The 22,651-nt window shown below is 40.7% G+C and carries 20 protein-coding genes; 10 read left to right on the top strand and 10 right to left on the bottom strand.

From position 1 onward, the window contains the following. Positions 1–118 precede the first annotated feature (118 nt). From B4U84_RS04380 to B4U84_RS04370, 3 genes are all read left to right on the top strand, one after another. Positions 119–790, top strand: coding sequence for a DUF1361 domain-containing protein (locus B4U84_RS04380; RefSeq protein WP_017309584.1), 672 nt, complete (start codon positions 119–121; stop codon positions 788–790). 379 nt (positions 791–1,169) lie between these two features. Next, the gene (locus B4U84_RS04375; protein ID WP_044446390.1) at positions 1,170–2,339 is read left to right on the top strand and encodes a baeRF7 domain-containing protein; all 1,170 of its coding nucleotides are present in this window, start codon (positions 1,170–1,172) and stop codon (positions 2,337–2,339) included. 239 nt (positions 2,340–2,578) lie between these two features. After that, positions 2,579–3,196: a transglutaminase-like domain-containing protein gene (locus B4U84_RS04370; protein ID WP_131115745.1), complete on the top strand. Its 618-nt coding sequence runs from the start codon at positions 2,579–2,581 to the stop codon at positions 3,194–3,196. A 316-nt stretch (positions 3,197–3,512) separates the two neighbouring features. Here the strand turns inward: B4U84_RS04370 and B4U84_RS04365 are convergent, their stop codons facing one another. Beyond that, positions 3,513–3,704: a hypothetical protein gene (locus B4U84_RS04365; protein ID WP_017309587.1), complete on the bottom strand. Its 192-nt coding sequence runs from the start codon at positions 3,702–3,704 to the stop codon at positions 3,513–3,515. A 101-nt stretch (positions 3,705–3,805) separates the two neighbouring features. Then, on the bottom strand, positions 3,806–4,579 hold the full coding sequence (hisF, locus tag B4U84_RS04360) for an imidazole glycerol phosphate synthase subunit HisF (RefSeq protein WP_017309588.1): 774 nt from the start codon (positions 4,577–4,579) through the stop codon (positions 3,806–3,808). A gap of 156 nt (positions 4,580–4,735) precedes the next feature. Here hisF and ruvB point away from each other — a divergent pair, with 156 nt between their 5' ends. Beyond that, entirely contained in the window at positions 4,736–5,842 is a 1,107-nt protein-coding gene (gene ruvB / locus B4U84_RS04355; RefSeq protein WP_017309589.1) for a Holliday junction branch migration DNA helicase RuvB, read from the top strand. A gap of 92 nt (positions 5,843–5,934) precedes the next feature. Then, entirely contained in the window at positions 5,935–6,738 is an 804-nt protein-coding gene (locus tag B4U84_RS04345; protein ID WP_131118708.1) for a tetratricopeptide repeat protein, read from the top strand. 121 nt (positions 6,739–6,859) lie between these two features. Here B4U84_RS04345 and B4U84_RS04340 read toward each other — a convergent pair whose 3' ends face one another. Further along, complete coding sequence (locus B4U84_RS04340; protein WP_131115741.1) at positions 6,860–8,119, bottom strand: RuBisCO small subunit-like domain-containing protein; 1,260 nt, start codon at positions 8,117–8,119, stop codon at positions 6,860–6,862. 144 nt (positions 8,120–8,263) lie between these two features. Between B4U84_RS04340 and B4U84_RS04335 the strand changes: the two genes are divergently transcribed. Then, positions 8,264–9,049 carry an Rpn family recombination-promoting nuclease/putative transposase gene (locus tag B4U84_RS04335; RefSeq protein ID WP_017309593.1) on the top strand — a complete coding sequence of 262 codons (786 nt, stop codon included), beginning with the start codon at positions 8,264–8,266 and terminating at the stop codon, positions 9,047–9,049. A gap of 89 nt (positions 9,050–9,138) precedes the next feature. On the opposite strand, the gene B4U84_RS04330 is transcribed toward B4U84_RS04335, so the two are convergent. The 3 genes from B4U84_RS04330 to B4U84_RS04320 all read right to left on the bottom strand — a co-directional run bounded on the left by B4U84_RS04330 (position 9,139) and on the right by B4U84_RS04320 (position 11,474). Beyond that, entirely contained in the window at positions 9,139–9,474 is a 336-nt protein-coding gene (locus B4U84_RS04330) for a ribulose bisphosphate carboxylase small subunit (protein ID WP_017309594.1), read from the bottom strand. Positions 9,475–9,546: 72 nt separating this feature from the next. Continuing rightward, positions 9,547–9,951 (bottom strand): RuBisCO chaperone RbcX, encoded by a 405-nt coding sequence (gene rcbX, locus B4U84_RS04325; protein ID WP_017309595.1) that lies wholly within the window; start codon positions 9,949–9,951, stop codon positions 9,547–9,549. Positions 9,952–10,043: 92 nt separating this feature from the next. Then, entirely contained in the window at positions 10,044–11,474 is a 1,431-nt protein-coding gene (locus tag B4U84_RS04320; protein ID WP_017309596.1) for a form I ribulose bisphosphate carboxylase large subunit, read from the bottom strand. A 907-nt stretch (positions 11,475–12,381) separates the two neighbouring features. On the opposite strand from B4U84_RS04320, the gene pflB reads away from it, so the two are divergent. Beyond that, on the top strand, positions 12,382–14,610 hold the full coding sequence (gene pflB, locus B4U84_RS04315) for a formate C-acetyltransferase (protein WP_131115739.1): 2,229 nt from the start codon (positions 12,382–12,384) through the stop codon (positions 14,608–14,610). Between the two features lie 50 nt (positions 14,611–14,660). On the opposite strand, the gene B4U84_RS04310 is transcribed toward pflB, so the two are convergent. Together B4U84_RS04310 and iscB are read right to left on the bottom strand one after the other, a co-directional pair. Further along, positions 14,661–14,939: a hypothetical protein gene (locus B4U84_RS04310; protein WP_026081794.1), complete on the bottom strand. Its 279-nt coding sequence runs from the start codon at positions 14,937–14,939 to the stop codon at positions 14,661–14,663. 70 nt (positions 14,940–15,009) lie between these two features. Then, positions 15,010–16,296, bottom strand: coding sequence for an RNA-guided endonuclease IscB (gene iscB / locus B4U84_RS04305; protein WP_131115737.1), 1,287 nt, complete (start codon positions 16,294–16,296; stop codon positions 15,010–15,012). Positions 16,297–16,836: 540 nt separating this feature from the next. Here iscB and B4U84_RS04300 point away from each other — a divergent pair. Then, entirely contained in the window at positions 16,837–17,310 is a 474-nt protein-coding gene (locus B4U84_RS04300; protein ID WP_017309602.1) for a CYTH domain-containing protein, read from the top strand. A 90-nt stretch (positions 17,311–17,400) separates the two neighbouring features. On the opposite strand, the gene B4U84_RS04295 is transcribed toward B4U84_RS04300, so the two are convergent. After that, the gene (locus B4U84_RS04295) at positions 17,401–18,699 is read right to left on the bottom strand and encodes a hypothetical protein (protein ID WP_131115735.1); all 1,299 of its coding nucleotides are present in this window, start codon (positions 18,697–18,699) and stop codon (positions 17,401–17,403) included. A 394-nt stretch (positions 18,700–19,093) separates the two neighbouring features. On the opposite strand from B4U84_RS04295, the gene B4U84_RS04290 reads away from it, so the two are divergent. Then, positions 19,094–19,312: a hypothetical protein gene (locus tag B4U84_RS04290; protein ID WP_017309604.1), complete on the top strand. Its 219-nt coding sequence runs from the start codon at positions 19,094–19,096 to the stop codon at positions 19,310–19,312. A 495-nt stretch (positions 19,313–19,807) separates the two neighbouring features. Continuing rightward, positions 19,808–20,581, top strand: a complete 774-nt coding sequence (locus B4U84_RS04280) for a hypothetical protein (RefSeq protein WP_131115730.1) — start codon at positions 19,808–19,810, stop codon at positions 20,579–20,581. A 144-nt stretch (positions 20,582–20,725) separates the two neighbouring features. On the opposite strand, the gene B4U84_RS04275 is transcribed toward B4U84_RS04280, so the two are convergent. Continuing rightward, positions 20,726–22,048, bottom strand: a complete 1,323-nt coding sequence (locus B4U84_RS04275) for a hemolysin family protein (RefSeq protein ID WP_131115728.1) — start codon at positions 22,046–22,048, stop codon at positions 20,726–20,728. Positions 22,049–22,651 lie beyond the last annotated feature (603 nt).

Below are 22,651 nucleotides of genomic sequence, written 5' to 3'. Positions count from 1 at the left end.
TTCACCCCTACATCCATTTTCAAATTAGACAAATGACCACCCTAATACCAGTCTCAAGTAACTGAGTTCATATCCAGAAAATACATAATCACTCACACAATCCTCTGAGGAAGCAGCGATGAAAGCGGAACTGATTGAATTGGTGTCCAGAGTTCTACAGGTCTTGCAAATCAATATGCGTTGGATGACTTGGAATTTATTTCTGGCGTTTATACCTTTAGCTTTGAGCGTTTGGCTGTTTCGCGTCAAACGTGGGCGTTCTTGGGTTTGGTGGCTAGGATTTTTGGTCTTCTACGCTTTTTTACCAAATGCACCGTATTTGTTAACTGATATCATTCACCTCATCGACGATATCCGCACAATTCAATCTGTGTGGATGATTACCTTGGTGCTAATTCCTGTGTATTTTCTAGTCATCATGGCTGGTTTTGAAGCTTATGTTATATCCTTAATCAATGTGGGATACTATCTGCACCGTATTGGCAAAAGTCAATGGATTGTCTGGATGGAAATGATCACTCATGCTTTATGTGCTGTTGGTATTTATTGGGGTAGATTCTTGCGTTTTAACAGTTGGGATTTTATCACTCAACCAGATGCTTTGTTAACTAGAGGCATAGAAGAAACTTTGGGTAAACAGCCTTTAGTGATCATTGCTATTACTTTTGCTATACTTGTGGGCTTACACTGGCTAATGAAACGAGTAACTTTAGGTTTTGTGAGCCGACAAAGTAAAAGCATAGGTATTCAGTCAACAAGTATTAATCCTAATAGTCATCATGCGGGTTAACTTAAGTGATTTTCAATTTGGATTTAAAACAACAAATAATCATTAACACAACTCATTAATTTCTGTACCTACTTTTACCTCTGTCTTAAGAGAGGGATTAAGGTAGGTATTTTTTTATCAAAAGAAAGATGTAGTCATTATATAAATTAATTTCAATTAATTTAGACAACTTATACCATATTGGATTTTGAATTGTAGATTTTGCGAAAAGTTTGTAGACGCGATCATTGGCTTTAAGGTAGAGTAGCATTCCGGAGGGAACCTCAGCTTTTCAAGACGGATTGGGAATCGCCTTCTGCATTCGGGTTACATGAATTTATCTGTCGCAATCATTTTTTAAATTGGTATCAGTTTGAATTGATAGATAGGAACTAAAAATATGAACCCATTATCCATTCAAGAACTAAAAAAATTAGTAGAAAGTACAGAATATCCTTGTGTTTCTCTATACATACCAATGCAAAAAGCTGGCGCTGAAATTCGACAAAATCCAATTCGCTTCAAAAATTTGATTCGTGAAGCAGAAGAACGTCTAGATAAAATGGAAATGCGTCATACTGATGCAGTAGATTTTCTCCAGCCAGCTAAAGAATTAGATACAAATGAATTTTGGCAACACCAAGATCATTGCTTGGCAATTTTCAGATCACCAAATATTTTTCGCTATTATCAACTACCGATAGAGTTTGAAGAATTAGTAGTTGTTAGTAATCAATTCCACCTCAAACCTTTATTACACCTAATTAACAATGATGGACGCTTTTTCGTCTTGGCTTTAAGTCAAGACAATATTAGGTTCTTTGAGGGAACACGTTACACGATTCATGAAATAGAAGTAGAAAATCTACCCAAGAGTCTTGAAGAAGCCTTAAATTACGATGAAACTGCCAAAACAGGTCAGTTCCGAATAGGAGCATCTAAGGGTGCAACAAGCAATCCTTCTTCACAACCTGGTGAATTTCATGGTCAGGGAAGTCCTGATCGCGACCAACATCAGAAAGATATCCTCCAGTTCTTCTATCTTATCAATGAAGCATTACACGAAAGACTACGGGATGCAAAAGCACCTTTAGTCTTAGCAGGAGTTGAATATCTCTTTCCAATTTACAAAGAAGCTAATACTTACCACAATCTTGTAGAAGAAGGTATGGCTGCTAATGTAGATATTGTCAAGTCAGAAGAACTACATGAAAAGGCTTGGCGAATTGTGGAACCTATTTATACTCAAACACCACAAGCCATTACAGAACTTTTCCAACAAATTATCGGTCAAGGAACTGGTAGAGCTTCTGGCGATCTTAAAGAAATAATTCCTGCTGCATATTACAAAAGAGTAGATTATTTATTAGTGCCTGTAGCTCAACAGGTGTGGGGTGACTTTGATCCTGAGACAATGGCTGTAGATTTGCACTCAGAAGCACAACCAGATGATCAAGACATGTTGGATTTTGCTGCTATTCATACCCTGCTAAATGGTGGAGCAGTTTACACTGTCGAACCAGGAGAATTACCAAATGGCGTACCAGCAGCAGCTATTTTCCGATATTAAACACACGAGAAAGGGATGAAGCTATATTTCTTCTTAGTGTCTTAGTGTCTTGGTGAGTCCACTTGCCGTCTTGGCGGTTCCCGTCACGTAGACGCGCCAGCGGCTTCTCGTAAGAGTAGGCAAGGTGGCGAACCCGAAGGGTGGTGAAAAAATAATTATTGAAACACTAAGACACTAAGACACCAAGAAATTTTCATTTTCCAGATTTACACCTTGAAAGGACTGGTCTTAACTTCATTATGAAAGAATATTTAGAAGCAACCGAAATTATTGACTGGGAACATCCTACAGTTCTGGAATTAGCGAAAACCCTTGCATCAAACCATCAAACACCAGAGGCGATCGCGAAAGCTTGTTTTGAGTGGGTACGAGATGAAATTTATCATAGTTGCGACTATCAAATGAATCCTGTAACTTGTAAAGCTTCAGATGTACTCAAATATAAAACAGGTTATTGCTATGCAAAGAGTCATTTGTTAGCAGCGTTACTCAGAGCAAATGGTATTCCAGCAGGGTTGTGCTATCAGAGACTAAGCATTCATGATCATGGTGAACCCTATAGCTTGCATGGTTTCAATGCAATATACCTACCGAAAATAGGTTGGTATCGTGTTGATGCTAGGGGAAATCGTCCAGATATTAATGCTCAATTTATCCCTCCACAGGAACAGTTAGCTTATCAAAATAAACTTTCAGGTGAAGCAGAATTTGAAAATATTTTCTCTGAACCTCTTTCAGTTGTTGTGGAAGCATTACATGCTTGCAGCACATGGAATGAAATGCTCAATCATCTTCCTGATGTTTCTTTAGCAGCTTTAGATAAATATGGTTTGATGATGAAAGTTCCTGTTAATTAGCTTCGCTAATTATTCATGTCAGAAGTTTTGATAACTTGGAGCTAACAACTTTACTTATAGGATATATAGTATTCCCAAATCATTAGTGAGACACAAGATCCCCGACTTCTGTTGAGAAGTCGGGGATCTAAGCTCTGCAATTTCACAAATCATATAGGATTGCTATATAGTGAATATTCCGTTTCAGTTTACATTTGGATTAGCGTAATATTGGTTCTTTAGTATTTGGTTTGTTGGCAATTAAAAAAATGAGTAATGGATAATACCACAAAGCTATTTTTGTTTTGTCATTTACTCTAAATCAGCATCTTTTTGATTAAGACACTTGTAATAAATAGCTAATACAATGCCCCATCAAAAAGTAAACAACCATCATTGCAGCTGCGGCTAATGCAACTAATAAACCAGCTAACATCAAGGAAAATTCTTTACTCTCATAAGCTCTTTCCATCAGATGCAGCGACCAGGCTACCAGCGCCACATCAAAAATTAATATAGGAATCAACATATTTATTAATATTTATTAATGTTTCTTTACCAAGTCTAACATCCTTTTCAGGAAGTGTGTTGAGTACTGGATGTATCTTCAAAACCACAGATCTACTAACATTACTGATACATTCGTACTGGTAGTTGATGATGACGCAAATAGTTTTTGATTTCCTCCACGGTTAATTCTCCGTAATGCAGTAGTGAAGCTAGTAAGGCGGCTTCAGCTCTACCTTCTGTAAGTGCTTCATAAATATGTTGACAATTACCTGCACCACCGGAAGCAATTACTGGAACTTGTACAGTTTCGGCGATCGCTTTTGTTAATTCGAGGTCATAACCAGCCTTAGTTCCATCGGCATCCATACTAGTCACTAATAGTTCTCCCGCACCTCGTTTTTCTACTTCTTGCGCCCATTGAAGAGCATCGATGCCTGTATTTTGCCGTCCACCTCGCACATACACATCCCAACCTGGATTGGTAGGATCTTTTCTGCGTCTAGCATCAATTGCAACAACTATGCATTGATTACCGAAGCGATCGCTAGCCCGATTAATAAAATCTGGGTCACGTACCGCCGCAGAATTAATACTAACCTTGTCCGCTCCAGCTCGTAACAGATTTTTAACATTTTCTAAGGATTGGATGCCACCGCCAACAGTCAAAGGAATAAAAACTTGTTCCGCAGTGCGGTAAACGACGTCAATAATAGTATTACGGTCTTCATGAGTAGCTGTAATATCCAGAAACACTAACTCATCTGCTCCAGCTTCGTTGTAAACTTTTGCTAATTCAACAGGATCGCCCGCGTCCTGGAGGTTAACAAAGTTAACTCCTTTTACAACTCTTCCCGCGTTCACATCTAAGCAAGGTAAGATTCTCTTAGCCAGCATGACAAACTTTGTACTCCTAAGTAGTTCCCCGGAATTTAAATTCTAAATTGGCAAGCGTAATTTCTCCAAAGAAAAATTTTGCGTCAGTATTTATACGCGTTGGTGCGCTACCACTTGCCCCCAATAAGTCTACAAGTAAAAGTTAATAGCTGAACTATGGCGATTATTTCCTCGAAAAAACAGCCTCACGATCCAAGCGGTAAACCACCAAAACAGCATCAGGAATCAGCAAAACCATCTCCAGAAGAGAATATTTTGCAACCCGAAGCTGCTATTGATGAACAAGGTAAACAAGAAGAAAGTATTCGACCACATAGGTTTGCCGATTATATTGGGCAAAAAGATTTAAAAGATGTACTGGAAATAGCAATTAAAGCAGCTAAGTCTAGAGGAGAAGTGCTAGATCACCTGCTATTGTATGGGCCTCCCGGTTTAGGTAAAACCACAATGGCAATGATTTTAGCAGCTGAGATGGGAGTGAACTATAAAATTACCAGCGCCCCGGCTCTAGAACGACCTAGAGATATTGTTGGACTGCTAGTGAATCAGAAGCCAGGAGATGTTCTATTTATCGATGAAATTCATCGTCTATCGCGGATGACCGAAGAAATTTTATACCCCGCGATGGAAGATTACAGATTAGATATTACCGTTGGCAAGGGTTCCAGCGCTCGGACTCGCAGTATCCCACTAGCAAAATTTACCTTAGTAGGGGCAACAACTCGTGTCGGCGCGCTGACTTCTCCTCTACGCGATCGCTTTGGCTTAGTACAAAAATTAAGATTTTATGAGGTAGAAGAACTAAGTCTCATTGTTCAGCGCAGTGCAGAATTACTCAAAACTGCTATTACAAAAGATGGTGCGACAGAAATTGCTAGGCGATCGCGAGGCACACCACGGATTGCTAATAGACTACTCAAACGTGTCCGTGATTATGCGGAAGTAAAATCCTTTGAGCAAGTTTGTGAAAAAGTTGCAGCTGAAGCATTGCACCTATTCCAAGTTGATCCTTGCGGCTTGGATTGGACAGACCGCAAAATGTTGACTGTAATCATTGAACAATTTAATGGTGGACCAGTAGGATTAGAAACAATCGCCGCCACAACTGGTGAAGATACCCAAACCATAGAAGAAGTTTATGAACCTTATTTGATGCAAATCGGCTATTTAAGCCGGACACCCCGTGGTAGAGTAGCCACAGCAGCAGCCTATAAGCACATGGGCTTTAATAAGCCACCGAATGAACAGTTATCGTTGTTATGAGGGATCGGGGATCGGGGAAGGTGGGGCCCCACCTTCCCCAATCCCCAATCCCCAATCCCTGATCCCCGATCCCCAATCCCCAATCCCCAATGATGAGATTATTTGTGATTTTGTTGAGTCTGTTGCTGATGTTTGGTTGGAGTGAAGCAGTCATCGCCCAACCTCAAAGACCAAACTTCACGCCAGAAGAAATACAAAAATGGGATAACCTAGCAAAATCAGCTTTTGTCGCGACAAGTAAAGGGGATTTTGCTAAGGCTGAACAGTACTGGACAGAAATTATAGAAAGGTTCCCAGATAATGCAGCGATTTGGAGTAATCGGGGAAACTCTAGGGTGAGTCAGAACAAATTACAAGAAGCTTTAGCAGATTTTAACAAAGCTATTGAACTTGCTCCTGATGTGACAGATCCATATTTAAACCGTGGTACAGCTCTTGAAGCTTTGGGGAGATGGGAAGAAGCGATCGCAGACTATAACTATATCCTAGAAGTCAATCCCAACGATGCGATGGCTTACAACAATCGTGGTACAGCTAAAGCAGGTTTGGGTGAATGGGAAGAAGCAATTGCTGATTACCAAAAATCAATGGTAATATCACCAAATTTAGTTATAGCTCGTGGGAACTATGCTTTGGTTTTGTATGAAACTGGTCAAATAGACCAAGCCATCCGAGAAATGAAAAATATAGTCCGCAAATACCCCAATTTTGCTGACACACGTGCTGCACTCACAGCCGCCCTTTGGGTAAAAGGACAAAAAGGAGAGGCGGAAAGTAACTGGGTAGCAGCCTACGGACTTGACACCCGATATAAGGATATCAATTGGGTGAAAAATATCCGTCGCTGGCCTCCCAGTATGGTACTCGCCTTAGAGAAGTTTTTGAAACTCCAGTGATGGGGAAGGGGGACAAGGAAGTGTGGGAAGTGTGGGGAGCAGGGAGCAGGGAGAATAACCAATGCCCAATGCCCAATGCCCAATGCCCAATGCCCCATGCCCCATGCCCAATGACCAATGACTAATTATTTACTTTCCCATTCGGACGCTGAATAATTGTTTCCATTACCCGACGTTTATTTTTTGGGTCAACTCCTACTAAGCGCACATACTCGCCAGTGTATTCCGCTAGGCAAGATTCGAGAGTGGAGATAGCATCGGACTCGCCATTGATTTGACCAACGGTGCAACTTTGCCACGAACCTGTACGGAAACGACGTTCATCTACATGTTCAATGCCAATTTTGTAACCTTGTGCTAGTAGTTCACGTATTTGTCCTTGGGTTTCTAAGGTGAGATGAGTGTTATTAGAATGTGATTTATGATAGCCGTTATCACGATTGCTAACAGGTTGATTTGCTTGTGTGGGTGCAGCAGCAGGCTGAGATAGATTACGGGAATATAAACCGCGATTATATTCTGTAACTAACTGCGAATTCTGAACACGTTGTTGTTCTCCTACCATGAAATTACCCATCTCAATTAAATGAGACAAATTAAAACTAGGTTTTTGAAATTGGGGTGGTCCTTCTAAACTGTTGACTACTCGCATTGAGACACGCTCAACTCCAATGTCATAAATAAACTTGCGGATTTGTTCGTCATAAATGCGCGATCGCAAAGCACTAAAAAAGTCAATAGACTGATTCAAGAACGTATCAACAAGTTGTTCTATTTCCCGTTGCGAAAGTCCATCTTCACGAAAAATTCCGCCAACGATTCCTATTTTGTCATCTCGGTCTGGTTCCCAATAAAATTTCTCCATTCGACCATCACGAATTAATGGCGCATACAAAGTAGAGAAATCATTTCCTGTAACAATAATTGGTACGCGATGTAATGGTGTAGCATCATAGCTACCAGGCAACTGCACATCAGTAGGGTTATCGGCAATATTCATCAGTGTGGCGTTTACCAATTGGGTGTTGACTGTGTATTGCGTACCCTCATCAAAACGTCCAGCACCCGCATCTAAATCATTAATCATGATGACGCACATTTTACCGCGCACCTTGATTAATTCTGCGGTTTCTCGATAACGTAGACGAATTAGCCGTGCTGGATCTCCTGCATCTGGACTTTCTAATTCTCCGCCGGAAATGTGAGTTACTTCTACACCCATTCTTTCAAAAACTAACTCACACTGAAAAGATTTACCTTCACCTTTACGTCCGTGAATACCTAAAATCAAAGGTACTCTGACACCAGGGATATCAAGAAAGTTTTTGGTGATGTGAACAGAAAGTTTGTCCAAAAAGCGAGGAGCAATATAGTAACTCATAAACCTTGGGGATAGATAAAATATCTGAAAATTATGTTAATTTTTTTTGTGACTCTCTGTCACTATTCTTCAGAGATAGATAAGTATTTATTTTTATGATTATTTCTGATTAAAATGGCTTAATTAACTTCAAAATATCCGTTTGTGAAAACTGATAGTATTTTTTATCGTCTTTTCCAAAGCTTTCCTAGCATTTTCTTTGAACTCATCCAACAACCACCCCAACTTGCTAATGTTTATCAATTTTCTTCAGTTGAAGTCAAACAACTCTCATTTAGAATAGATGGTGTTTTTCTTCCCAATTCCACAGAACTACCTATATACTTTAGTGAAGTTCAGTTTCAATCTGATAAAAAATTCTATTCTCGCTTCTTTACCGAACTTTTCAATTATCTCGATAAGACTGAATTAACTAATAATTGGCGTGGTGTAGTGATATTCCCCAGTAGGGGTGTAGATACAGGAGAAACACAACGCTATATTGAATTACTCAATTCTCAACGGGTAAACCGTGTTTATCTAGATGAACTAACCTCGAATCAGTCATCCCTTGGAATTGAAACTGTTAAATTAATTGTAGAACCAGAAGACACTGCGACAACAAAAGCTAGGGAGATTATTACTTCTGCTCAACAACAGATAGAGAATCAAGTTACTCAAACAGAACTCATACAATTGATAGAAACGATCATAGTCTACAAATTTCCGCGCCTGAGCCGGGAGGAGATAGAGAAAATGTTGGGACTAGGTGAATTAAAGCAAACACGGGTATATCAGGAAGCTTTTGAGGAAGGTAAGCAAGAGGGTAAGTTAGAAACAATACCTCAGTTGCTAACACTAGGTTTAACTGTAGAACAAATAGCTAAGGCATTAGATATAGATGTTCAACTTGTTCAGAAGGTAGCCACGGAGAAAACAACTAACAACTAACAACCAAAGACTTTTCAGTAAATAAGAGAGGTAGAGTAATCTACCTCTCTAGTTGAGGGAATATATTAATTACTCACAAATTACCAGCTTTAGTATCTGCTGCTAGTGGGCTTGTGAACAATAAAGCTGAGAACTTGGCACTGTTTAATGTTGTCAAAGCCAACAACACGGATGAAGCAGTTGCCATACTGAGAACGACAAGCTTGTACTTCGCTCAATACTTCTTGAGTGCTTCTAGCGCTGAACAAAGGGAGTTTCCACATTGTCCAGTAGTATACGGTAGGCTCAGAAGATTCGTTGAACTCGATCGCTGGAATATAGCCTTGATTCAAAATGTATTGAATCTGCTTGGAAATTTGAGCATCGGTGAGGGGAGGAAGGTAAGAAAGGGTTTCGTAACGACGCTCTTTTGGTAGAGTTTGCATAGCTAAATGATAATTATTGCGGTTGACATTAGTTATTCAGTTATCAGTTATCGTCTGTTAACTGTTAACTGTTTACTGTTCACTGTTTTGATCTGAAGTTGCTTGCTGTTCTGATTCGTCGGCACTGGGGTTTGATTGGTTTAACTGCGTTATCCGCTCAAGATGCTGGCGGCGGTGTTCCATATTGGCTTGTAAAATACCAGCACGAACCATTTCCGGCAAGAATTCGGTGACTTCCTCGGCTATGTGTTCTCTGACTGTCATAATCCGCAATGCTAAATCCGGCTTTTCTCGGAAAAGTTCTTCAATATAAGCTTCTCCATCCTGGATTTTGTCCTGTGCAGAAAATTTGTGCAGCCAATATGCCAAGGGAGGATTTGTTTCACTGAGTTGAGCCAACACCGTCCTAACTGCCTGATAAGTCAGGTAGCTTTGCAGCGTCTTGGCTGTGTCCTTCGCAATTTGTTTCAGATTCATGCTTGACCCCAGCCCCTGTGAATTTTAGATTTTAGATTTTGGATTTTGGATTTTAGATTCATCCACCATCCAAAATCGCAAATCTAAAATCGTCAGACTGTATCCATGGCCTCGAATTCAAACTTGATTTCTTTCCATAGTTCGCAAGCAGCAGCCAATTCAGGAGACCACTTAGCAGCTTCACGGATAACGTCGTTACCTTCGCGAGCCAAGTTGCGACCTTCGTTACGAGCTTGAATACAAGCTTCCAAAGCAACACGGTTTGCGGTTGCACCAGGAGCGTTACCCCAGGGGTGACCGAGTGTACCACCACCGAATTGCAGTACGGAATCATCACCAAAGATTTCTACCAATGCTGGCATGTGCCATACGTGGATACCACCAGAAGCAACAGCCATTACACCAGGCATAGAAGCCCAATCTTGGGTAAAGTAAATACCGCGAGATTTGTCTTGCTCAACATAGTTTTCGCGCAGTAGGTCAACGAAGCCCATTGTAATACCGCGCTCACCCTCTAGCTTACCGACCACCGTACCAGTGTGAATATGGTCTCCACCAGACATCCGCAGAGTCTTAGCCAAAACGCGGAAGTGGATACCATGGTTCTTTTGACGGTCAATTACCGCGTGCATTGCTCGGTGAATGTGGAGCAATATACCGTTGTCGCGACACCATCTAGCCAAAGTTGTATTGGCGGTGAAACCTGCGGTCAAGTAGTCATGCATGATGATAGGCATCTTGAGTTCTTTAGCGAACTCTGCCCGTTTCATCATTTCTTCGCAGGTAGGAGCGGTAACGTTTAGGTAGTGACCTTTGATTTCGCCTGTTTCTGCTTGGGCTTTGTGAATGGCATCAGCTACAAACAGGAAGCGATCGCGCCAACGTTGGAAAGGCTGGGAGTTGATATTTTCGTCGTCTTTGGTGAAGTCCAAACCACCGCGCAAGCACTCGTATACTGCACGTCCGTAGTTTTTCGCAGACAAACCGAGTTTGGGCTTAATGGTACAACCCAACAAAGGACGACCGTATTTGTTTAATTTGTCACGCTCAACTTGGATACCGTGGGGAGGGCCTTGGAAAGTCTTGAGGTAAGCAACTGGAATCCGCAAGTCTTCCAGACGCAGCGCCCGTAAAGCTTTGAAACCGAATACGTTACCGACAATTGAGGTCAACATGTTGGTTACAGAGCCTTCCTCAAACAAGTCTAGAGGATAAGCTACGTAAGCAATGTACTGGTTGTCCTCGCCACGAACGGGTTCGATATCGTAACAACGACCTTTGTAGCGATCTAGGTCGGTTAGCAAGTCAGTCCATACGGTAGTCCAGGTACCAGTGGAAGATTCAGCGGCCACAGCAGCACCTGCTTCTTCGGGGGGAACTCCGGGTTGGGGAGTCATCCGGAATGCGGCCAGAATATCTGTATCTTTAGGTGTGTAATCTGGGGTGTAGTAAGTTAGTCTGTAATCTTTAACCCCGGCTTGATACCCAGATTTTGTCTGAGTATTCGTTTGAGCGTAAGACATAATTCCCTTCCAAGAAGTCACTCTTTCTACTTACAAACCACGCCGCGTGCAACTCCCTCTAAACCTTGGCTGTTTCCCCCAAACAACAAAAAGATTTGGAACATTTTGGTGTTTTTGGGTTGTCTTTGACTAAGGTTAGTGGTTTTTCGACTTAGGAGATTTGGTGGAAACCCCCATAAGTCTGGACTGGAGCATTCACCCCTAAGAATTGCGGGGAAATTTTCTCACCAGTGTACTTGCGTTGTAGGCACGCACTATTGTACGGTGTTATGTTCCCCTTTTTCCAGGAATAAAATTTTATTTACTTAGCTGTTGCTCGCACTCCCCTAAATTTGTTCTTAACTTAAAGGAGTGGTGAGCTAAATACTTCATTGCACACCACGTAATTTGTAACTTGTTTCACAATATATCAAGAATGCAATAAGTTATCCTTTGGAACTTTTTAACTTTTATATTTGAATTTCTTATTAAAGAATAATTTCAACATTATATTACATTTACTTTACAGAAAGTCATTATCGGTTATATAAAGCAATCCTAAAACTCTCAGTAGTATTTACCCTATGGCGATCGCACATAACTCATACAAAGCTACTAAAGCTAATATTGTTACATTTCGTTATATTGAAGGATTGTGCGATCGCATCAGCTTGGAAAAAGTTTATGAAAATGATTAAGACCAATAAACGATCTGAGCGCATCAGTGTGTAATTCACATTAATGTATTTTATTTAACGATTGCCCTACATATATCCTCACAATTTCCTCAAATTCTTGGCTTATAACTAAACCTAGAGACAAGTTTTAGGTTCAACATCAAGAACAATCACACTGCAACTATTATTCCAAGCAAGATAAATAAGCATTTCAAAAATAATAGCTTTGTGAACTGAGGGATATTAATCATATGTTGGCACAATGGCATAATTTTAAAACTGGTAAATGGATGAAAGAAATCAATGTACGTGACTTCATCCAACAAAACTATACACCTTATACAGGCGATGAATCTTTTTTAACAGACGCAACTGAACGCACTCAACAACTTTGGCATCAAGTTAAAGATTTAATGGTAATTGAGCGAGAAAAAGGTATTTTAGATACTGATACTGAAGTTGTTTCGACCATTACTTCTCATCATCCGGGTTATATTAACCGCGAACTCGAACAAATTATTGGTTTACAAACTGACAAACCCCTCAAACGTGCAATTATGCCGTTTGGTGGGATTCGTGTAGTTAAAGACTCATTAGAAGCATACGGTTATCACTTAAGTCCGCAAACCGCAGAGATATTTACTAAGTATCGTAAAACCCACAATGATGGTGTGTTTGATGCTTATACTCGCGAAATCCGCTTGGCACGACATTCTGGAATTATAACAGGATTACCAGATGCTTACGGACGTGGACGCATTATCGGCGATTATCGGCGTGTGCCATTATACGGTGTTGATAGTCTGATTGAAGATAAAAAAGCGCAGCTAGAATCTTTGGATTTAGACGTGATCGACGAAGATACAATTCGTCTGCGAGAAGAAATTTCTGATCAAATCAAAGCGCTGTTTGAACTCAAAGAAATGGCTGCTAGCTATGGTTGTGATATTAGTCACCCAGCCGCAAACGCCAAAGAAGCTGTACAGTGGCTTTATTTTGCCTACTTAGGAGCGGTAAAAGAACAAAATGGGGCGGCGATGTCGATTGGCAGAATTTCAACGTTCCTTGATATTTACTTTGAACGGGATTTGCGACAAGACTTAATTACAGAAGCGCAATTACAAGAAATCATTGACCATTTTGTGATGAAGTTGCGGATGGTGCGTTTCTTGCGAACTCCTGATTACAATCAATTGTTTTCTGGTGATCCGACTTGGGTGACAGAATGCATTGGCGGAATGGGGGAAGATGGTAGACCTTTGGTGACAAAAACTAGCTTTCGCATGTTACATACACTGTATAATTTGGGGCCAGCACCAGAGCCAAATTTAACAGTATTGTGGTCAGAACGTTTACCAGATAACTTTAAACGCTATTGTACCAAAGTTTCGATTGACACTAGTTCTATTCAGTATGAAAACGATGATCTGATGCGTTTGTACTGGGGTGATGATTATGCGATCGCCTGCTGTGTTTCAGCGATGCGAATTGGTAAACAAATGCAGTTTTTTGGCGCACGGGTAAACCTAGCTAAATGTCTGCTATACGCGATAAATGGCGGTAAAGACGAGAAATCTGGCGAACAAGTTGCACCAGAAACAGCACCGATTACCTCAGAATATCTAGACTACAACGAGGTATGGAGAAAATTTGAAGGAATGATGGCGTGGTTGGCAAAAACCTATATTAATACCCTCAATGTCATCCACTACATGCATGATAAATACTGTTACGAACGCTTAGAAATGGCATTGCACGATCGCGATGTTTTTCGTACCATGGCCTGTGGAATTGCAGGATTGTCAGTAGTTACAGATGCTTTGTCTGCAATTAAATATGCCAAAGTCAAAGTATTGCGGAACGAAGCCGGGTTAGCAGTAGATTACCAAATTCAAGGAGATTTCCCGAAATACGGCAATAATGACGATCAAGTTGATGAGATTGCGGTGCATTTAGTTACCAGGTTCATGAAAGAACTCCGCAAACACAAGACTTACCGTAACGCTGTGCCTACACAATCAGTATTAACAATTACTTCTAACGTTGTGTATGGAAAGAAAACAGGAAACACACCCGACGGTAGAAAAGCAGGAGAACCCTTTGCACCAGGCGCAAACCCCATGCACGGACGAGATACTAAAGGTGCAATTGCATCCCTTGCATCGGTTGCGAAATTACCTTACGAATATTCTCAGGATGGCATTTCTAATACCTTTTCAATCGTGCCATCAGCGCTGGGTAAAGTTGAAGGTGACAGAATTAACAACCTCGTGGGAATGCTGGATGGATACTTCCATGATGGTGGACATCATATCAACGTCAACGTCATGAATCGAGAGATGTTGATGGATGCGATGGATCATCCTGAGTTATATCCACAGTTAACGATACGGGTGTCTGGTTACGCAGTGAACTTTATTAAGTTGACCAGGGAACAGCAGCTTGATGTGATTAAGCGGACATTCCATGAAAGGTTTTAGGTAAACTACCTACACTGACCTTGCGGTACAGTGTAGGTACTTCACGAATGCTATAAGCGTTGGTTAGGAAAGAAGATGGCGTAGTAAAGCGATGGATCGATGCGGTCTGTGAAGGGACGATATAAACTGTGATCTTGGGTGAAATCTGGTCTATATTGTTCGGATTGCTCGTCTTCCTGGGCTTCTGCTGTGCGACTACGGACAGGTTGTGTTAATGTAGCCAATTTTGACCATGCAATAGAAAAGGGATTTTGTAGATATTTCTGAACTACTGATTTGGGTTTATTCTCTACAACATCTACAAATACATCCTCCATATTCTTCGACATACAATTTCTCCTTTACAAAGTAGGGCTTCAAACTGTAACTTAATTGCTATACACCTCTGTACATTGCTAGTCATTTTGTACAGGTATAGACATAGTCGTAACCATCCTTCATGTGAACAGGCGTTAAGTACTCCAATTTGATTGATCTGCGTTTTTTGTCAATTACAAACTCTCCATAACCGTGCGACATTGGACAGACACGTGCTGTGAAAGTCCCTGCGTATTTGCCTTTCGGAACATCAGCACGAACAATGTCGCCAGTTGAAAAACCATGTATTGGACGCAAAGGACGGTGTTTTTGAGGATAACCAAACTTGTCTGTCTGGCAACGCTGTCTCCCACCAAAACCCGTCGCTCTCACTTTCAGGATTTTGTTCGTGACGAGCTTGATGATTTCAACCACACCAACACAAGCAGCGTCAATCCAATGTGCCTTGGGTAACTCAAAGCGCGTTCTATTAAACTTGGTTTGTCCTCCCGTTCCAGTAGTCACAGGTAAACCAAAAGACTTCAAAGTGTTGAAAAGCATCCACCTAGTACTGTTTACAGATGCTGCATCTTTCAATGGAGCTTTTGCAAGTTTTTGAACACGATTGAGTACTTCTGGCTTACCTTTGAGAAAATCTTTAACATCTTTGTTCCCCTTGCGCTGATTGCACTTGTGACAAGCCAAACAAAGGTTTGATATGCGCTCAGAACCGCCTTTTGATTTCGGGTGAATATGCTCAATTTCAAGGGGAACGTCTTTAACACCACAATAAGCACACTGACGATTCCACTTCTCTAGTAAGTACTCACGACACTCATAACCATGTAAAGTCCCTTGTTGGTATTCAGTACCGGATATTTCAGGATTTTGCATTGCCTGAGTATCGAATCTCACTAATTCCTGAGCGATGGAACCAATAGGTGCAAACTTTTTCAGCCGTTTGACCCAGGTTTCAGTTGTCAGAACTCTATGCCGCAATGATGGAGCCAACCAACCATCCGGACGTTTGCGATTAAGGAATCTTGCTTGCCTGTAACGAGTGTTGCGGTTTCTTCGTCCTCTACGCACTGCCAAACGATGAAGTAGCGCATCTTTGATTTGTTGACCGCGATGCTGTAACTCCATTGCCCAAATCACGTCACCTTGGTTGGTAACTAGAGCTATTCCAGTAAACTTTGAGCCTGGGTCAATTTTGAGTGTAAGCGGGTACACGTTAGGATTTTCGATAACACGTTTCAAAACCAATGTGAACGGATATCGCCGAAATACTGCCGCTTTTCCACAGTCCAATAACTTCCTAGCTTGTGCCGGATGAACTGGATTAAGCGGTGTTTGGTTGCCATCAATCAGAAAAACATAATTTGACATATTCTGTCAGCCTTATCACTAAGTAATGTTTGCCTCGACAATGATTTCAGAGCTTTTTAGGAACTCAGCACTACAGCTATAAACCTGTTTACTGATTGCTTAACTGAGTTCGACAGTGGAGGCAGCGCGCAGAACAGGGGGTTTCCCCCATGAGCGACTGCCGTCTACAAGCTGGCGTTCACCTGTAGGTGTCATGACTCAAAAATCGTAGACCTCTAAAGTCTTAGTCTGCACGCTCCGACTTTGTACAGCTTTGTCTATGGTTGACTAGTTCTGTATAGGTTTTTCGGAGCGGTTTTGTAGCACACTTTTTTCTTGCCAATGTCAATGCTTGAGAACACTTCAATTTTTTTCAAAAATTACTTAAATTATGATTAGGTGCGGTTAAATCAATGTTATGCATTTTATAAGCTAAAACCTAAGCAATTTTCAAAAAACTTAAGCTTACATTATGAATACTCGATAGGTAAATAGAATTCCAGAAATGAACTCATATGTAAACAAATATTAACCCAATATTAACTAAATCAAAGGATAACAATGGCAAAAGAAATAGAGCGTAAATTTTTAGTTAAAGGAGATAATTGGAGAAAATTAGCTGAGGGTAGTGTATATCGTCAAGGATACATAGCTACACAAAAAGAAGCTACTGTACGTGTCCGCATAGTAGGCAACCAAGGTTATTTAACAATCAAAAGCCCCAGTGTTAAATATTCTAGATCTGAGTTTGAGTACCCAATACCTATTGAAGATGCTCAGGAAATGCTGGATAAATTGTGCGATCGCCCCATCATTGAAAAAACTAGATACAAAATTGAATATAGTGGTTTAATTTGGGAAATAGACGAGTTTGAAGGTGTTAACAAAGGGCTAATTTTAGCAGAAGTCGAACTCAGTGAAGAAACGCAACAAATAGAATTACCGCCTTGGATTGGTGAAGAAGTTTCAGAAGATCCCAAATATTTCAACAGTAATTTAGTCAAAAACCCCTTTTCACAATGGACTGGGGCGTAACAAAAGTCAAAAATTATTCTCCCTTGTCCTCCTTGTCCTCCTTGTCCCCCGTGTCCCCCTTCCCTTGTCCCGTCCTACTCCTCCACCCCTCTAACCATTTTCCCTGCTTCCTTCCTCAAGACGCTTTTGCCATTCTGCGTCAATTTGCTTGCTATGTTCAACTTCTTGTTCTAGCAAGTCGGTTTCGGTGGAGTAGACCAAATCTTCTTTACCAATAAATTTTTCGGCTGCAAACTGTCCTGCATAGTCAATTTTTTGTTGTAATTGAGTATCTGCACTTGCTAATACTCTGGCTCGTGCTTGTCTGGTGCGGTTGCGTTCGGCTATTTTACGATTACGCCATTGAAGCCAGAAATAACGCACCAATGGTATTCCCAAGAAACCGATACCATAAGCTAACAGCAGCCAGTAAATCCCTTGAGCAAATGCTACTAGTCCACCTAAGACTGCTGCTGCTGTACCATCTCTTAATAAACTTCCCAGAATTAAAGCACCAACAATATTAACTACACCCAACCCAGCACTGAGAAGAATTTGTCCTGATGAAGCTGCACTAAAACGCCAGGGTAACTCTTCGAGATAAGATGAAATTGAGCGATCGCGTTTATTTGTTGCACTGACTTGTAAATCTGGAAAATAGTATACGATTTGCCCTTCTGGACTGACTTGTGGGCGACCATTAAAGCGAGTCAAAACTGGCAGCATATAATCTTCATACTCTTGTTGATATGTCTCACCAATATCATCAAGGTAGGGTGCTATTTGTTCAGCTACCACTGCATTTTTATTTTTGCGAATTATTGCCGCAATTCCCTTCCAGCGACGTTTTTCTAAGTTGGCGTTAGGGTTCCCATCACCAAACAGAAACGAAAATATTGCTTCCAAAAAGTTCAGGTCGCTTTGTGTGCGTTCCCTTCGTCGTTCTTGATTATAGCTATCGTAGTTAGGACTGAAATACCAAAATAAGTCGGGAAAATAGAAAAAGCCTACGCCAAAATTACCCCCGCGATCGCCATTATCACGATCTGAGTTAGCAGACATAATAATCACAAGGATGGTGATATAAATCAAGGCGATAGAAGCTATCAGTAAAACGCCAAAAGAAATGCGAATTATATAAAACAGGATACTCCAAACTTTTTTCCACCACTCCTGCAACTGTAGCCGCAAGTATTTGTTGCGTAAGATATCTCGAAAATTGCGCGGAAAAAGGTAAACAATATCGCCTGATTCCGCAACCTGCATATGTCCATTCGCTTCAGATGCAAGGGCCAATAGTCCAGCACTTGCAATTTCGACATTTAATCCAGCCTGGGTTGCCACATCGCCCACTGTGACACGATAACCCAACCGTTCTACAGCCTGCATGATGGCGGGATTGGGAGCCATTGCTCTCCCCTCCTAATAGAAAACTACTCTTTGCTTCTTCAAGTATAAAGTTTTATTTTTCGCAACTTGGTGATCGGGGAGAAGGGAGACAAGGGGGAGAATAATTTTCTCTACACCTATGAGGGTATGTGTTGTCTCAAGCTCTGTTAATCAAAATCCTTTTAACTCTTAAACTTTCGCTTTTGACATCGTTTCCTCACAATGTACCTTTGGATAGTTATGTCAATACCTAAAAATATTTATTAATATAGTTATACAGAAATTAATAGTAGGCAGGAACAATCAGCACATGTAAATCAAATGTTTATTCCACTAGTAGCTTAGTTCGCTACTGGTGAGTTTTCGTAAATATGCAGATTTTTGCTCATTTTTTAACTAACGGAGACATTCAAGCATGAATAACCAGCAACCTTCTGAACCAAAGGAATTTGTTGGCAATCTTAAGAATGGAATTTGGCTGTTTGGCCTTTCGTCTTGGTTGTTTGGGATCACAGATAGAAGTATTGCTTCCTTTGCAGATGGATATCTGTCTGCATTAGATCTGACGCAATTATTTACAGCAGCCACATTTTTTGTAGCATGGCTATTTTTAAAGCCTACAACTAATGCATAAAGGTAGCTAGTGCATAAAGGTAGCTAGACTCAAGCAATCGATAAAGCAACGGAGGGTATGCCAAAATGTGTCACTATTTTTATTTCATTGGCAATTAAAATCAGGGTAATTCTGCAAATACCAATGGATTACCCTAGTTTTATTCAAAAAATTCAATATATTTAGCTGGAAACTAACTTAATTTTCTTCACTAGAACTTAAATAAAAAGCTGTAATTGGTAATACCAACGATTTCCCAATCCCCAATCCCCAATCCCCAATCCCCAATCCCCGATCCCCGATCAATTATCGATCATATGATTCAAGGTAATGATCGCCAAACAAGAATGATTGATTCATTACTGGAAATACATTCAACTGAAGTAGAAGGAATTATCCCCAATCCCCGATCCCCTATCCCCAAGATTGTGTAACTCTAAAAACCATCACAAGCTTTTACACTTATCTGTTAATCCAAAGCCATGATGGAAAAACCTTCATGGGAGCTAAAGCATAATGTATTTTAACTTTTTTCTCAGTTCCAGTATTGGAATTGTGGTTTCCGTATTGCTAATTTTTAGTATATTTCAATGGTTTCATGTACCTTCTGGCAACTTTTTGGATTGGGTGATTGGGGGTGCTAGTTTCTGGTGGTTATTAGTGATTGTGACAGTACCTTGGAATGTCTATTTCAAAGCTAAAGAAGTATTAGCAGAAGCAGAACAATCCACAGAAAAAGAAATTCCTGTCGAAGAAAAACAAGTTAGTTATGTGACGAGTTTGGCAAAGCGATCGCTCTTAATTGCCATTGCTTTACACTTAATTTCAGCGATTGGTCTTTATATTCTTGCTGTCAAAGGTATTAGTGCTGTTGGATATTTTGGTTCGGGTGCAGCTTTACTCTTAACAGGTTTACGTCCAGCAATTAGTGCTTATGAATATTTATATACACGCTTAACTTCGATTGGTAATGAATGGAAGTATCCGCGCCACGATATTGTCGAACTCCGCAACCGCTTTGACGGGATGGAAGACAGAATGAAGCGTGTAGAAGAACAACTAGATCCCGAAAATTCTTATTCTATAGTAGCCAATCAGCAACGTTACTTAGAAGAAACACGTAAAGAACAAGCTCGGATTTCTGCCAACTTAGAAGAATTGCGTGCCACAAATCAAACAGAACACGAACGTTTAGCAAGAGAAGCAAGAGCTGCGATCGCTCAACTCTCCACTGACGGACAATTTCTCGATCATGTTCGTGAGATCATTAGATTTTTCAAAACAGCCTAGAAATGGGGATCGGGGATCGGGGAAAGGGGATCGGGGATCGGGGATCGGGAAGAAACTTGTTAAATAATTCTCCCTTGTCTCCCTTGTCTCCCTTGTCTCCCTTGTCTCCCTTGTCTCCCTTGTCTCCCCACACTCCCTTGTCCCCTAATTTCCTTCCCGATCAGCCATTTGCATTTGTTTTGGGATCACTAAGACTTTATCAACGCGGTTTCCGTCCATATCCATGACTTCAAAACGCATTCCTTGCCATTCAAAGTGATCTGCTGCTGCGGGGATTCGGCCGAGATGGGTAATTACAAAACCACCTAATGTTTGATAATTGCGTTGATGGATTTTGAGATATTCTTCAAGGTCGAACATTTCAAAAAATTCTTCTACAGATAACATTCCATCTAATAACCAAGAACCATCGTCCCGTTGTACAGCTTGGGGATTTTCTAGTTCATCGGCTGTAGGAACATCACCAACGATTTCAATCATCACGTCATTAAGAGTGACTAATCCCTGAATTACACCATATTCATCTACTACCAACGCCATGTGAGTGGCAGTTTGTTTAAATAATTCTAAAACCTTTAAGCCACGGGTGCTTTCTGGCACAAATTCAGCCTTTCGCAATCCGACTGTTAAATCTAGCTGTTCTCCACACAAACTGCGGGCTAATAAATCAGTCACAGCAATTATACCGAGAACATTGTCTAATCCTCCCTGACAAACTGGATATCGAGAATAACCATTTTCAATCACCTTTTGACGATTTTCTGTAGCAGAATCATCTAAGTCTAACCAGACAATATCAGGACGGGGTGTCATAAACGAACTGACAGGGCGATCGCCTAAACGAAATACTCGCTCGACCATATCTTGTTCGGCTTCCTCAAAGGTTCCCTCTTCTGTACCTTGTTCGATTAAGACTCTAATTTCTTCTTCTGTGACTTGGGGTTCGGTAGACGGTCTAATACCTAAAATTCGCAATACTGCATCTGTAGAAATACTGAGTAAATGAACTATTGGTGAGCCAATTGTTGCTAGTAACTTCATAGGAATAGCAACTACGGAAGCAATTGGTTCTGGGTGATTTAATGCAACTCGCTTGGGAACCAATTCACCAATAATCAATGTCAGATAGGTGATAATTAAAACAGCTGTGACGGAAGCAGTGGCATCTTTATAGGAAGCCAAAAAAGGGATAGAACTAAAAATAGGAACTAGTCTTTTGGCGATGACTGATTCGCCAAAAGCACCTGATAAAATTGCTAGCAGAGTGATTCCTACCTGGACAGTAGCCAAGAATTGATTGGGAGAAGATGCGAGTTCTAGGGCCACACGAGCCTTTTGATCTCCCCGTTCAGCCATCTGTTGGAGGCGTACTTTTCGAGCTGAGACAATCGCCAACTCTGACATGACAAATAGGGCGTTGGCAAAGATTAGTAATAAAACAAGTAAAATTTCGGCAGTTGGTGACATTATTAAAAATTGCCGATGCTATCGGCAACCACACTTAAATTTAATTTAAATCAGTACCTGGCATTTAACACTTACTTAGCTTTTCTTCGTTAAGTCAAGAGTCAATTGTCAATAGTTAATAACAAAAAACTATTGTAAGCAAGTTGGCACAAATAAAGCTAATTAGTTGGGGTTGTCATTTGTTCTATGTCATTTGTCATTGTTAGAGGCGCGAGGAAGATCGCGTCTGTACTTTTTGGTGCATGTTTACTTTTCGTAACTCCCGCTATGTTTATTCGCGTTAACTTACTTATTATTAATGAGTGATTAGTCACAAAATGGAGACTGTTTCCGTATATTAGCTGTTGTCCAGTCGTAATTGTACTAGGGACTGATATATTTTTAAGCTAGACGCTCATGTGATAAATCGCACAACTAAGGCACGAAAATATGATAAATCTAATTCTTGGCGGGAATAGAGGTTGAAGAATCAATAGTGCCAATCAGCCTGAAAGCTAGACCGAAATGATTTCTGGGTTCGCCGAAATGATTTCTGGGTTCGCCGAAATGATTTCTGGGTTCGCCGAAATGATTTTTGCGCTCGCCGAAATGATTTCTGGGTTC

The organism is Westiellopsis prolifica IICB1 (genome assembly GCF_004323185.1).
Classification (GTDB): Bacteria; Cyanobacteriota; Cyanobacteriia; order Cyanobacteriales; family Nostocaceae; genus Pelatocladus; species Pelatocladus prolificus_A.
This window is presented reverse-complemented; position numbering and strand designations above follow the sequence as displayed.

What these genes read in the sequence shown, in the direction of transcription:
- B4U84_RS04380 (WP_017309584.1), top strand. Translation starts at nt 119, where the DNA reads ATGAAAGCGGAACTGATTGAATTGGTGTCCAGAGTTCTACAGGTCTTG.
- B4U84_RS04375 (WP_044446390.1), top strand. Translation starts at nt 1,170, where the DNA reads ATGAACCCATTATCCATTCAAGAACTAAAAAAATTAGTAGAAAGTACA.
- B4U84_RS04370 (WP_131115745.1), top strand. Translation starts at nt 2,579, where the DNA reads ATGAAAGAATATTTAGAAGCAACCGAAATTATTGACTGGGAACATCCT.
- B4U84_RS04365 (WP_017309587.1), bottom strand. Translation starts at nt 3,704, where the DNA reads ATGTTGATTCCTATATTAATTTTTGATGTGGCGCTGGTAGCCTGGTCG.
- hisF (WP_017309588.1), bottom strand. Translation starts at nt 4,579, where the DNA reads ATGCTGGCTAAGAGAATCTTACCTTGCTTAGATGTGAACGCGGGAAGA.
- ruvB (WP_017309589.1), top strand. Translation starts at nt 4,736, where the DNA reads ATGGCGATTATTTCCTCGAAAAAACAGCCTCACGATCCAAGCGGTAAA.
- B4U84_RS04345 (WP_131118708.1), top strand. Translation starts at nt 5,935, where the DNA reads ATGAGATTATTTGTGATTTTGTTGAGTCTGTTGCTGATGTTTGGTTGG.
- B4U84_RS04340 (WP_131115741.1), bottom strand. Translation starts at nt 8,119, where the DNA reads ATGAGTTACTATATTGCTCCTCGCTTTTTGGACAAACTTTCTGTTCAC.
- B4U84_RS04330 (WP_017309594.1), bottom strand. Translation starts at nt 9,474, where the DNA reads ATGCAAACTCTACCAAAAGAGCGTCGTTACGAAACCCTTTCTTACCTT.
- rcbX (WP_017309595.1), bottom strand. Translation starts at nt 9,951, where the DNA reads ATGAATCTGAAACAAATTGCGAAGGACACAGCCAAGACGCTGCAAAGC.
- B4U84_RS04320 (WP_017309596.1), bottom strand. Translation starts at nt 11,474, where the DNA reads ATGTCTTACGCTCAAACGAATACTCAGACAAAATCTGGGTATCAAGCC.
- pflB (WP_131115739.1), top strand. Translation starts at nt 12,382, where the DNA reads ATGTTGGCACAATGGCATAATTTTAAAACTGGTAAATGGATGAAAGAA.
- B4U84_RS04310 (WP_026081794.1), bottom strand. Translation starts at nt 14,939, where the DNA reads ATGTCGAAGAATATGGAGGATGTATTTGTAGATGTTGTAGAGAATAAA.
- iscB (WP_131115737.1), bottom strand. Translation starts at nt 16,296, where the DNA reads ATGTCAAATTATGTTTTTCTGATTGATGGCAACCAAACACCGCTTAAT.
- B4U84_RS04300 (WP_017309602.1), top strand. Translation starts at nt 16,837, where the DNA reads ATGGCAAAAGAAATAGAGCGTAAATTTTTAGTTAAAGGAGATAATTGG.
- B4U84_RS04295 (WP_131115735.1), bottom strand. Translation starts at nt 18,699, where the DNA reads ATGGCTCCCAATCCCGCCATCATGCAGGCTGTAGAACGGTTGGGTTAT.
- B4U84_RS04290 (WP_017309604.1), top strand. Translation starts at nt 19,094, where the DNA reads ATGAATAACCAGCAACCTTCTGAACCAAAGGAATTTGTTGGCAATCTT.
- B4U84_RS04280 (WP_131115730.1), top strand. Translation starts at nt 19,808, where the DNA reads ATGTATTTTAACTTTTTTCTCAGTTCCAGTATTGGAATTGTGGTTTCC.
- B4U84_RS04275 (WP_131115728.1), bottom strand. Translation starts at nt 22,048, where the DNA reads ATGTCACCAACTGCCGAAATTTTACTTGTTTTATTACTAATCTTTGCC.